The organism is Rhodothermales bacterium (assembly GCA_017643395.1).
Classification (GTDB): domain Bacteria; phylum Bacteroidota; class Rhodothermia; order Rhodothermales; family UBA10348; genus JABDJZ01.
This window is the reverse complement of sequence record JAEPNP010000001.1, coordinates 1,192,460-1,203,613: the sequence shown is the minus strand read 5'-3', so window position 1 is coordinate 1,203,613 and position 11,154 is coordinate 1,192,460. Positions and strand designations below refer to the sequence as shown.

The 11,154-nt window shown below is 63.6% G+C and carries 10 protein-coding genes; 7 read left to right on the top strand and 3 right to left on the bottom strand.

From position 1 onward, the window contains the following. Window positions 1–12: 12 nt before the first annotated feature. The 3 genes from JJ896_04815 to JJ896_04805 all read left to right on the top strand — a co-directional run bounded on the left by JJ896_04815 (window position 13) and on the right by JJ896_04805 (window position 4,411). On the top strand, window positions 13–795 hold the full coding sequence (locus JJ896_04815; GenBank protein ID MBO6778955.1) for an SDR family NAD(P)-dependent oxidoreductase: 783 nt from the start codon (window positions 13–15) through the stop codon (window positions 793–795). A gap of 92 nt (window positions 796–887) precedes the next feature. Next, complete coding sequence (locus tag JJ896_04810) at window positions 888–1,985, top strand: DUF4097 family beta strand repeat protein (protein ID MBO6778954.1); 1,098 nt, start codon at window positions 888–890, stop codon at window positions 1,983–1,985. Window positions 1,986–2,128: 143 nt separating this feature from the next. Then, complete coding sequence (locus tag JJ896_04805; protein MBO6778953.1) at window positions 2,129–4,411, top strand: glutamine--tRNA ligase/YqeY domain fusion protein; 2,283 nt, start codon at window positions 2,129–2,131, stop codon at window positions 4,409–4,411. A gap of 68 nt (window positions 4,412–4,479) precedes the next feature. Here JJ896_04805 and JJ896_04800 read toward each other — a convergent pair whose 3' ends face one another. Both JJ896_04800 and JJ896_04795 read right to left on the bottom strand, forming a co-directional pair. Beyond that, window positions 4,480–5,625: a hypothetical protein gene (locus JJ896_04800; protein MBO6778952.1), complete on the bottom strand. Its 1,146-nt coding sequence runs from the start codon at window positions 5,623–5,625 to the stop codon at window positions 4,480–4,482. Between the two features lie 71 nt (window positions 5,626–5,696). Continuing rightward, a complete protein-coding gene (locus tag JJ896_04795) occupies window positions 5,697–6,440 on the bottom strand; it encodes an RNA methyltransferase (protein MBO6778951.1) in 744 nt (247 codons plus the stop codon). 58 nt (window positions 6,441–6,498) lie between these two features. Between JJ896_04795 and JJ896_04790 the strand changes: the two genes are divergently transcribed. The 4 genes from JJ896_04790 (at window position 6,499) to JJ896_04775 (ending at window position 10,669) form a co-directional block, all read left to right on the top strand. Further along, window positions 6,499–7,218 carry an SDR family oxidoreductase gene (locus JJ896_04790; protein ID MBO6778950.1) on the top strand — a complete coding sequence of 240 codons (720 nt, stop codon included), beginning with the start codon at window positions 6,499–6,501 and terminating at the stop codon, window positions 7,216–7,218. A 76-nt stretch (window positions 7,219–7,294) separates the two neighbouring features. Beyond that, on the top strand, window positions 7,295–8,401 hold the full coding sequence (locus JJ896_04785; protein MBO6778949.1) for a TRAP transporter substrate-binding protein: 1,107 nt from the start codon (window positions 7,295–7,297) through the stop codon (window positions 8,399–8,401). Further along, complete coding sequence (locus JJ896_04780; GenBank protein MBO6778948.1) at window positions 8,388–8,963, top strand: TIGR00730 family Rossman fold protein; 576 nt, start codon at window positions 8,388–8,390, stop codon at window positions 8,961–8,963. Before JJ896_04785 ends, JJ896_04780 begins: the two co-directional genes overlap by 14 nt. A gap of 11 nt (window positions 8,964–8,974) precedes the next feature. After that, on the top strand, window positions 8,975–10,669 hold the full coding sequence (locus JJ896_04775; GenBank protein ID MBO6778947.1) for an amidohydrolase: 1,695 nt from the start codon (window positions 8,975–8,977) through the stop codon (window positions 10,667–10,669). Here the strand turns inward: JJ896_04775 and JJ896_04770 are convergent. Continuing rightward, window positions 10,656–11,138, bottom strand: a complete 483-nt coding sequence (locus JJ896_04770) for an Lrp/AsnC family transcriptional regulator (GenBank protein MBO6778946.1) — start codon at window positions 11,136–11,138, stop codon at window positions 10,656–10,658. The two genes, JJ896_04775 and JJ896_04770, sit on opposite strands and share 14 nt — an antisense overlap. Window positions 11,139–11,154: the final 16 nt, after the last annotated feature.

Genomic DNA, 11,154 nt, shown 5'->3' with positions numbered 1-11,154 from the left:
GCCCCTGCACGCATGAGCAAACGAATCTGGATCACCGGAGCTTCCTACGGAATTGGAGAGGCTCTGGCCGTCGAATACGCCGCCCAGGGGGCCAATGTGGTACTTAGCGCGCGATCGGCAGACCGCCTGGAAGAAACCCGCCTCCGCTGCGAGCGCCCGGATGACCACCTGGTCTACCCCCTCGACAACCTCGACTTCGATCGCCACGAGGCGGCGGTCGCCGAGGTGGAGGAGCGCTTCGGTCCCATCGACATCATGGTGCTGAACGCGGGAATCGGACAGCGCGGGGCAGAGCTCGAGTCAACCCTGGATATCACGCGCAAGATCATGGATGTGAACTTCACCGGCACGGCGTCTCTTGGCAGGCACATCGCCCGACACATGGTGCGCCGCAAGGCAGGACACATTGTGGTCACCTCCTCGGTGCTGGGTCGCCTGGCCATTCCGGGCAGTGCATCGTATTCCGCCTCCAAATTCGCATTGCATGGGTTCTTTGAGGGGCTGCGGGCAGAACTCTATCCGTCCAACGTGCACGTGACTCTCGTATGCCCGGGATACATCAACACCGAGATCACGCTTCACGCCGTGCAGGGCGACGGCTCCAAATTCGGCGTAATTGACCACAACCACACCTACGGGATGCCCGCGGATGTGTGCGCCCGCAAAGTGGTGCGAGCCGTCAAACGCAAAAAGGCCGTCTTCCTTGTGGGCGGGAAAGAAACCTGGGGGGTCTATGCGGCCCAGTATCTACCGGCGCTGACCCGTCGTCTCACGCGGCGGTATTCGCGCAAATGAAAGCCGATGGGACCTGCGTCGCTGCAAACCATGTCGCGACGCTGCGTGTCCAAAGGCCGATTACCAAGCATCACCTACCTACATCCATAGATATGCGTACCCTCCGAATCCTTTCGTGGTGTGCCGCGGGCCTTCTGATGGCCGCTTCCGTTTCCGCACAACCGCTCGTGCGCACGTTCGATGTGTCCGCAGGCGGCACGCTGGACCTGCGTCTGGAGGCCGGTGGCGACGTCACCATCACCGGCGGAGCCAGCGAGGTTCGTGTCGAGATCCGTAGAGAGGGTCGCGACGCCGAAGACGTCGACTTCTCCTTTGACGAACGCGGAGACCGCATCGTGGTGCGTTCCGAGTACGAGTACCGGGGCAACCACCGGGCAGACATCGACTACGAGATTTCTGTGCCCAGCCGGTTCAATGTGGACATCGCACTGACAGGCGGCGATGTGTCCATATCCGGCGTGACCGGCACCTTCGAAGGCCAGACCATGGGCGGCGAAATCTCGTTGACGCGCGTCGCAGGGCGGGCCGAGTTGCAGACCATGGGAGGCCAGATCACCGTGCGGGACTCCGAACTCGAAGGCAAGGTGCACACCATGGGCGGCGAGATCGTCATGGATAGCGTGCAAGGCGACGTAGAGGCCACGACCATGGGAGGAGACGTGTCCTTCAGAGGCAGTCTCAACGCGACCCGCATCCATACCATGGGAGGGGATATCGATGTGGAAGACTCGCCCCGCGGAGCGGACGTCACGACCATGGGCGGCGATATCACCATCGGCGAAGTGGGTGAATTCCTGAAGGCTGAGACGATGGGCGGCGATATCGAGGCCGACGCGGTCAACGGCTGGATCGAGGCCAAGACCATGGGCGGCGATGTGCAGGTGCGCATGGTCGGCGGCACCAGCGGGGATCGGCACGTGGAAATCACCTCCATGGGTGGAGACATCGAACTCGTGGTTCCCCGCGGCCTGGGCATGGACATTGACGTCGAGGTGATTGTGGAAGGCCGTTCGAAGGACCCCTCGGACTACGTCATCGAGAGCGACTTCGACCTGAATGTTAGCGTGCCGGCAAATGCGCGGCGCGGTGAGCGCACGCGCCTGATGGCCGTCGGCAGCGTCGGTAACGGTGCCAACGAAGTGCGCATCCGCACTGTGAACGGCAACGTGCGCATCCTGGCCGATCGCTAGTACGGCCCACTTTTCTGAACCAGAAACGGCAGAGTCGGTCCACCGGCTCTGCCGTTTTTGCTGGTTTGTACTCGGGGCCGGGACCCGGGAAATTTTGCGCTGAGCCGGCGTATCAGGCGGCCTCAAATTCCTGATCCCCGCGCATGGCCTCCGAATCCAGCAACGACCGCTCCGGCGGACTCAACTTCCTCGAGCAGATCGTGGAACGCGATCTTGATTCGGGTGCCGTGCAGCACGTGGTCACACGATTTCCGCCCGAACCGAACGGCTACCCGCACATCGGCCATGCGAAGGCCATTTGCATCAACTTCGGGATCGCCAACGACTACAAGGGGCGCTGCCACCTCCGGTTTGACGACACCAACCCGGAAACCGAAGACATGGAGTACGTGCGCGCCATGGAGCGTGACGTGCGGTGGCTGGGGTTTGACTGGGGCGATTACCAGTTCTACGCGTCGGACTACTTCGACCAGCTGTATGAGCACGCGAGAACGCTGATCCGAAAGGGACTGGCCTACGTGGACTCGCAGTCCGATACGGAAATCCGCGAGAACCGGGGCACGGTGACCGAGCCGGGGGTCGACAGCCGCTTCCGCGATCGTTCGGTGGAGGAGAATCTGGACCTCTTCGCACGCATGCGGGCGGGGGAATTCCCTGACGGTACCCACGTGCTTCGGGCCCGGATCGACATGGCCTCGAACAACATGCTGTTGCGGGACCCTGTCCTCTACCGCATCAAACACGCGGAGCACTACCGCACCGGCAACGACTGGCCCATCTATCCGCTCTACGACTTCGCGCATCCCCTGTCGGACGCCATAGAGGGCATCTCACATTCGCTCTGCTCACTCGAGTTTGAGGTGCATCGCCCGCTGTATGACTGGCTGGTCGATGCGCTCTATGACGAGCCCAGACCGCATCAGTATGAGTTCGCCCGCCTGAACCTGGACTACACCGTGATGAGCAAGCGCAAGCTGCTCCGACTGGTACAGGAACAGCTGGTGGATGGTTGGGATGACCCGCGCATGCCGACGCTCTCCGGCATGCGGCGCCGCGGGATCACTCCGGAGGCCATTCGACGCTTCTGTGATCTCATCGGTGTGGCCAAGGCGGACAACCGCGTGGACATTTCGCTGCTGGAGTACGCGATTCGGGACGATCTGAACCACAAGGCCCCCCGGGTCATGGCGGTCCTCGAGCCGCTGAAGGTCACGATTACCAATTGGGAGGGTGACCTGGAATGGATTGACGCAAGCCACTGGCCACACGACGTGCCGCGCGAGGGTAGTCGTCCCGTTCCCTTCGGCCGTGAGCTGTATATCGACCGGAAGGATTTCCGCCTGGATCCGCCGCCGAAGTTTCATCGGCTTGCCCCCGGTCAGGAGGTGCGCCTGCGCTATGCGTACGTCATTCGGTGCGATGAGGTGGTCACCGACGACGAAGGCAACGTGGTCGAACTTCGGTGCACCTACGATCCGGAAACTCGCAGTGGCGGCTCAGGAGGTCGCCGTGTGAAGGGCACCATCCACTGGGTGGAGGCTTCCCATGCGGTGCCTGCAGAGCTGCGCCTGTACGATCGGCTCTTCAGGTCGCCCGATCCCGAGGACGTGCCCGAAGGCCAGGATTTTCTGGACAACCTGAATCCCGACAGCCTGCAGGTCAGCCACGGGTACGTTGAGCACGCGCTGCGAAACGTGAGTCCCGGCGAACGCTTCCAGTTCGAGCGACAGGGCTATTTCATCCGGGAAGACACCGAGGCGGTCGTCTTCAACCGCACGATTACGCTTCGCGACACCTGGGCCAAGCTCACCACGGAGCCGGAGCCACAGAGACCGAAGCCCAGGAAAGAGCGGCAGCACGTGGTACAGGAAGGACCGGCGGTGCCCACGCTTTCCCCCGAACAGGAAGCAACGGCGACGGCGCTGGTAGCCAGCCACGGCCTGGATCCGGACGATGGGGCCATCCTCGCCTCCGACCCCTGGCTGCTTGAGCTCTTCGAGGCCACGGCCGAGAGGGGCGATGGACGCACCGCAGCAAACTGGGTGCTGCACGAGGTTCAGCGTGTGCGCAAGGCGAGTCGCAAGGAGCTTGTGCTGACTGCACCGGCGCTCTCGACGCTGATCAGGCTCGTCGCCGACGACGTGATTTCTATCCGCACCGCCAAGGAATTGCTGGACGAAGTTGCAGTTTCAGGAGACGACCCGGCCGTCCTGGTCGAGTCCCGTGGCCTGGCGCAGATCGCCGATTCCGGCGCCCTGGAGCAGGCCGCCAGAAAAGTCGTGGAAGCCAACCCGGGGAAAGCCGAGGCCTACCGCGCCGGCAAAAAAGGCCTGATCGGCTTTTTCATGGGGCAACTCATGCGCGAGACCGGGGGCAAGGCCAACCCGGAAATGGCACGCAAGAGCCTGCTCGCGCTGCTTGACTGAGTGCCTGTGGTAACCGGCGCGCGGGCTCATTCCCGGGACGCCGGGCGCCCGGCAGGCCCGCCAGCCAATTACCGGCGGCGTGCCTCAATGACCGCGTCGGCCGGACCCAGATCGGTTGTCTGGCGCGTTCGGAAGTCGTAGACCCGCAGAGCGCCCTCGGCCGAGAAGTACATCAGCGCGTCCGCATCTACCCATGCGGCGATTTCCGCGCCTTCGCTGTCGGGCAGTCCTTCCGGAAAACTGGAGCTGAACGTGCGCACCCAGATGGCGCGATCTGCCGGCTCACTGCCCCGATAGTAGGCGATTCGGGCGGCGTCCGGGGACCAGTGCGGCGCCCACTCGTCTCGGTCCGACGCAGGCGGGTGCAGGAAGGCGGTGGTGCCGGATGCGACGTCGAAGATCGAGATGGCGCGACCTGCGTCATCCGACGCCTGCACGTCGAAAGCCAGCTCCAGCCCGTCCGGCCGCCACGCGAGACGCTCGGGTCGATAGCGGAAAGAGACTATGGTTTTGGGGTTGCCACCGTCCAGATCGGTAAGCCGAAACGTGGAATCGGCCACGTAGGAGCGGCTGGCCCGATCGTACTCCAGCTCCCGGTGCACAAATGCCAGGTGCCGGGCGTTTGGCGACACGGTCAGACGCAGCATGCGGCGCGCGTCCACCGTTGCTCGCGTGTCGCAGCCGTCCCGGTCCACCACATACAGATTGTCCGTATTGCGCACCAGCAATCCGCCGTCCGACGACCAGGCCAATACCGCGCGTGAGGCCGAGCACCCGACCCGGGAGACCGCTCCAGCGGCGTACACCAGAATATCGCCGGCCCCCATGCGCTCGCGACCCTGCGAGGCCTCGCCGGCAGGCAGGTAGTGCCCGACTCCGGCCGACGTGCCGTCCGCTGCCCAGGCCACGGTGAAGACCGCATCGCCCGCGACCCCGTACACGGGTGCCTCGGGCGCCGAAGTGGAGTAGAGATGGGTGGAGTCGCCGGTTGACAGCGCAAACAGCGTCTCGACCGGACCGGCAAAGACACCGCGGACCGCCTGCACGCCCTGCATGACTGTACCTTCGTCGCCCGCGATCACTTCACCCTGAAGCCGAAGTGCCGTGAAGGCCGGGCCCGTCTCCTCCGGCTCCTCGGGCTCGGGGGTAATGACCGGGGCGGGAGCCGCGCAGGCAGTCAGTAGGAGTGGAAGAATCAGGACGAACAGGCGCATGGGTCGTGAAGTCGGTGCGTTCAGCCAACGCGGGAGTCATGCGCTGCGGTCCATGAAGAGCGTGTTGGCGATCACGCCCCGCGGTCCAGAATCGGCTGAGCTGCCTGCACGGAGAGGTACGTATAGGCCGCCCGCAGCCAGGCCTGGTCGGCGAGGCCCAGGTCACCGTGCCGCCCCTGCCTGCGCATCCGGTCTGATCGGGCGTGATAGAGGCAGGTGGCAGCAGCAACCGAAATATTGAAACTCTGTGCGAATCCGGTCATCGGAATGATGCAGGTCGCATCGGCCATCTCCAGCAGATCCTCCGAGACCCCGCCAAGCTCGTTGCCAAAGACCAGGGCGGTTGGAATGGTGAAATCAAAGTCGTCCAGGGGCCGAGAGCGTCGATCGAGATGGGCAGCCACGATGCGCATGCCGGCCGCTCGGGCGACCCGCACACACTCCGCCGGCCCGTCCCATACATGCACGTCGAGCCACTTGTCGGTGCCTTGCGTGGTGCGCCGTGAATGCTTGTAGGGCAGCTGCCGCTGGATCACGTGGAAGTTCAGAAAGCCCAGGCCCTCAGCGGTGCGCATGACAGCGGCCACGTTTCCGCTGTTGGCCAGCCCATCGACTACCACCGCAACACTTCCGCAGCGCTCCGACACCACCCGCTCGATGCGTTCGCGTCGCTCATCGGAGAGAAATGGGTCCAGAACCTCGCAGACCGTTGCAGGATCGAGCAGGTGCTCCCGGGACCTGAATTCGCGCGGAAGGCGCGTGGCTCCACGCAGGAGGGCCTCCATCGCGCGAGGACCGGCAGTGTTGTGCGTCATGTCGCAAGATAACCCACCGGGTCTCGAAGCTATCTTGAGGTCAAACCAAGCGAGTGCCATGGATCTGAAGGAGAAGAATGCGATCGTAACAGGAGCTTCGGCCGGGCTGGGCCTTGCCGTGTCCAGACAGCTCGCCGATCGGGGTGCGCGAGTGTTTGGTCTTGCCCGCCGCAAGGAGCGTCTGGCAGAGGCGCGTGCCCAGATGGGGGACGCGTTCGTTCCGGTCGTGTGTGATGTCACGGACGAATCCGCCGTAGGTCGCGCCATGGATCAGGTCGGGAAGTCGGCTGATACCGTGGACATCCTCATCAACAATGCCGGGCTGGGTCGATTCGGATTGCTTGACGACCTGTCGCTGGACGATTGGGACCTGCAGATGGCGACCAATCTGCGAGGCGTTTTCCTCTGCACGCGGGCCGTGCTGCCCCGGATGAAAGCGCAGAACAGCCAAAGCGGTTTTGGAGGCCACATCGTGAATGTCGCGTCGGTGGCCGGTTTGCTGGGTAACCCGAGGGTGGGTGCCTACAACGCCACCAAATTCGGGCTGCGCGGCCTCAGCGAGTCCCTGATGAAGGAAGTACGCGACGACGGCATCAAGGTGACCTGTTTGTACCCGGGAAGTATCGAAACGGAGTTCTTCGACGTCGCCGGCATCGATATTTCGGCCAATCCCATGACGGCCGATGACGTCGCGGGCACCATCGTGCACACGCTGCAGGCCCCCGACAACTACCTGATTTCAGAAGTGGTTATGCGTCCCCTGCGACCCCGGGGCTAGGAGGCGGCAGCCAGCACACGCTTGCCCGACGGACAGCGTGGGTCTATCATCATCGGTCCCACCATCCGCATCCCCCATGCAGCGACGCAAGTTCATCAAGCAGGGTGCCCTTCTGACTGCCGGCGGAGCGCTGGCAACCGGTTGCGGCAGTTCCGAATCAGGCGGCGCGGCCGCCGTACAGACCAGCCCTCGGGTTTCCTGGCGCCTTGCCTCCACGTTTCCGAGGTCGCTCGACACCATTTTCGGCGCGGCGGAAACGCTGGCCAACCGGGTCTCCGAGATAACCGGCGGACGCTTCACCATTCGAGTCTTCCCCGCTGGGGAGATGGTCCCCTTCGACCAGGTTCTGGAGTCCGTGCAGAAAGGCACGGTGCAGATGGGACATGCGGCCAGCTACTATTTCACCGGCCTCAACCCGGCTCTTGCCTTCGACTGCACGGTGCCCTTCGGCATGAGCGCGCGCCAGTACAACGCCTGGTTCTACTACGGCGAGGGCAAGGACTTGCTGCGCTCGCTGTTCGCCGACTTCAACATCATCAATTTCCCGGGCGGCAACACCGGCGTCCAGATGGGCGGCTGGTTTCGCAGGGAGATCAGCACCCTGAGTGATCTGCGCGGATTGACGATGCGCATTCCGGGTATGGGCGGACGCGTCATGGATCGCCTGGGCGTCACTGCCCAGGTCCTGGCCGGCGGCGACATCTACCCCGCTCTGGAGCGCGGAGTCATAGACGCCACGGAGTGGGCCGGACCCTACGACGACGAGAAGCTCGGCTTCTATCAGGTAGCACCCTACTACTACTATCCGGGCTGGTGGGAGCCGGGGCCCAACCTGTCGTTCTATGTGAACCGGGAGTCCTGGGATGCCCTCCCGGCTGAGTATCAGGCTGCCATCGGAGCGGCCGCCGCGGAGGCCAACGTGGACATGATGTCCGACTACGACGCCAAGAATCCGCCCGCGCTGCAGCGTCTGCTGGACAATGGGGTGGAGCTGCGCCAGTTCTCCTCCGAGATCATGCAGGCTGCGCATGACGCGTCCGAGGAGTTGCTACAGGAGGAAGCCGCCCGCGACCCTGCCTACGCGACCATGCTTGATTCCTATCGGCGGTTCATGACGCAATCAAATCGCTGGCTGGGCACCTCGGAGCTGTCGTTCAACGACTTCGCCTATGAGCGAGTCTGATCGCATGCCTGAGGTCGCCGTCTACTGTGCGTCGGCGCAGCATCTCGACGCGGTCTACCGGAATGATGCCGCCCGGCTCGGCCGCGGGTTGGCGGAGCTGGGTTTCGGACTTGTGTATGGCGGTGGTGATGTCGGTCTGATGCGAGAGGTGGCCCGCGCCGTGCATGCCCACGGCGGCCACGTGGCAGGGTACATCCCCGAGAAGCTGATGGCCATCGAAGGCCGGGCCTACGACATCTCCGATGAGCTGGTGGTCACCGCCACCATGCAGGAGCGCAAGCGCTCCATCTTCAGCCGGGCGCATGCCTTCGTGGCGTTGGCCGGCGGCCTGGGCACCATCGAGGAGTTCATGGAAGTTGCCACGCTGCGCAAGCTGGACTACCATGACAAACCCATCGTTCTCGTGAACACGGCGGGCTTCTGGGATGACTTCCTTCGCTTCCTGCAGCACACCGTGGATACGGGTTTTTCCCCACCTCTGGACAGGCTGTTTCACGTAGCCCGTGATGCCGGGGAGGCTTTGGCCATCCTGGATCGGGCGATGCGCTCTGCAGCCGATTGACCCCCACTGCGATGAATCGATTTCTGACGCTTGCCTGTGCCGTGCTGCTTACGGCCTGCGGCCCTTCCGAACAGGCCGACCTGGTACTGGTCGGCGGCAAAGTCGTAACGGTCGATGCAGACGTTCCGGACGGAACCGCCCTTGCCGTGTCAGGAGGTCGCATCCTGCATGTTGGCTCCGACAGCGAGGTGCGGGACATGATCGGGCCTGAAACCGAGGTGATCGAACTGGACGGGCGTCTGGCCATACCCGGGTTCATAGAAGGTCACGGTCATTTCATGTCGATGGGCAATGCGAAGATGATCCTGGATCTGAACAATGCCGGCACCTGGGGGGATATCGTAGGCCAGGTGGAGGATGCCGTAGCCGAGGCAGAGCCCGGGGAGTGGATTCTGGGCAGGGGCTGGCACCAGGAGAAATGGGACGAAACACCGCCCGGGTCCATAGACGGCGTCCCGACCCATCACACCCTCAGTGAGGTGTCCCCCAGAAACCCGGTCTATCTGGGGCACGCCAGCGGGCACGCGGCGTTCGCCAACGCCGAAGCAATGCGGCTGGGTGGCATCAGTTCGGAGACGCCCGACCCTGCGGGCGGCGAGATCGTGCGCGATGCCCGAGGTGAAGCAACCGGCCTGCTTCGGGAAACGGCACAGGGCCTTGTTTCGCGGGCCCGCTCGCAGGCACAGCGCAGCATGACGGAAGAAGAGGCGGAGGCCCGGGCCCTGGAGCAGGCTCGGTTGGCGGCCGAGGAGGCCCTGTCCAAGGGCATCACCTCTTTCCAGGACGCTGGTTCGGGATTCGGCACCATCGACCGTTTCCGGCGGTTGGCGGACGAGGGCCAACTTCCCGTTCGGCTGTACGTCATGATCCGCGCCTCCAACGAGCGCCTGGCCGAGAATCTGGACGCCTACCGCATGATCGGCTACGGGGACCACCACCTGACCGTGCGTTCCATCAAGCGTTCGATTGACGGGGCTCTTGGGCCCCACGGCGCCTGGTTGTTGGAACCGTACTCCGACAAGCCGGAGAGCGCCGGACTCAACACCTCCGAGGTCGGCGACGTCACTGAAACGGCACGTTTGGCTCTGGAGCACGGGTACCAACTCAACGTGCATGCCATCGGCGACCGCGCCAACCGCGAGGTGCTGGACATCTTTGAAGCGGCCTTCGGGGGCCCGGACACGGAGGATCGTCGCTGGCGCGTTGAACACGCCCAGCATCTGCACCCGGACGACATCCCCCGGTTTGCCGAACTGGCCGTGATCGCTTCGATGCAGGGGGTGCATGCCACATCGGACGGCCCCTGGGTGCATGCGAAACTGGGCGAGCAGCGTGCCCGCGAGGGCGCCTATGTGTGGCGTACACTGCTCGATTCGGGGGCTATGGTGACCAACGGCACAGACGCCCCGGTCGAGGATGTGGACCCCATCGCCTCCTACCACGCTTCGGTCACCCGCCAGGTCAGGGACGGATCACGGTTCTATCCTGATCAGGCCATGACCCGCATAGAAGCGCTTGAGAGCTATACACTCAGCAACGCGGTTGCGGCCTTCGAGGAGGACCTCAAGGGATCCCTGACGCCAGGCAAGTTGGCAGACATCACCGTGCTGTCGGCCGACATTCTGACCATTCCCGAAGACGAAATCCGAACCGTACAGGTCGACTATACGATTGTAGGCGGAGACGTCCGGTTCAGCCGTCGGTAGCCTCGGGAATCGGGATTCGAGTCTCGCTCTTCACCGTCGAGAGCACAAAGGAGGTATGCACGCGGCCTACGTGCGGCAAGCTGCTGAACTCGTCGAGCAAAAACGCCTCGTACCGTGAGATATCCGGGGCACGCACTTTCAGAAGAAAGTCGCTGTCCCCGCTGATGTGGTGGCACTCCAGGACCTCCGCGATTCCCTGCACCGCGTTCTGGAACGCCGTTACCCGCTCGGCTCCGTGTCGGGTCAGCGAGACGTGCACGAATACCAGCGTGGACTGGCCCACCTTTTCAGGATCCACAAGCGTCACCGTTCGCGTGATAAAACCCTGATGCCGCAGCTTTCGTACTCTCTCCAGCGTCGTGGGGGGCGCCAGGCCTATGCGGCGGGAGAGCTCGACGTTGGAGATGCCTCCTTCTTCCTGAAGGATGTTCAGAATTCTGCGATCCGTAGTGTCCAGCGAATCGAGCATGGCAAACCATTGATTT

Bases quoted from the DNA above. Each gene is read 5' to 3' on its own strand.
- JJ896_04780 (MBO6778948.1), top strand. From the start codon at position 8,388: ATGAGCGAGTCTGATCGCATGCCTGAGGTCGCCGTCTACTGTGCGTCG.
- JJ896_04805 (MBO6778953.1), top strand. From the start codon at position 2,129: ATGGCCTCCGAATCCAGCAACGACCGCTCCGGCGGACTCAACTTCCTC.
- JJ896_04810 (MBO6778954.1), top strand. From the start codon at position 888: ATGCGTACCCTCCGAATCCTTTCGTGGTGTGCCGCGGGCCTTCTGATG.
- JJ896_04770 (MBO6778946.1), bottom strand. From the start codon at position 11,138: ATGCTCGATTCGCTGGACACTACGGATCGCAGAATTCTGAACATCCTT.
- JJ896_04815 (MBO6778955.1), top strand. From the start codon at position 13: ATGAGCAAACGAATCTGGATCACCGGAGCTTCCTACGGAATTGGAGAG.
- JJ896_04775 (MBO6778947.1), top strand. From the start codon at position 8,975: ATGAATCGATTTCTGACGCTTGCCTGTGCCGTGCTGCTTACGGCCTGC.
- JJ896_04790 (MBO6778950.1), top strand. From the start codon at position 6,499: ATGGATCTGAAGGAGAAGAATGCGATCGTAACAGGAGCTTCGGCCGGG.
- JJ896_04800 (MBO6778952.1), bottom strand. From the start codon at position 5,625: ATGCGCCTGTTCGTCCTGATTCTTCCACTCCTACTGACTGCCTGCGCG.
- JJ896_04795 (MBO6778951.1), bottom strand. From the start codon at position 6,440: ATGACGCACAACACTGCCGGTCCTCGCGCGATGGAGGCCCTCCTGCGT.
- JJ896_04785 (MBO6778949.1), top strand. From the start codon at position 7,295: ATGCAGCGACGCAAGTTCATCAAGCAGGGTGCCCTTCTGACTGCCGGC.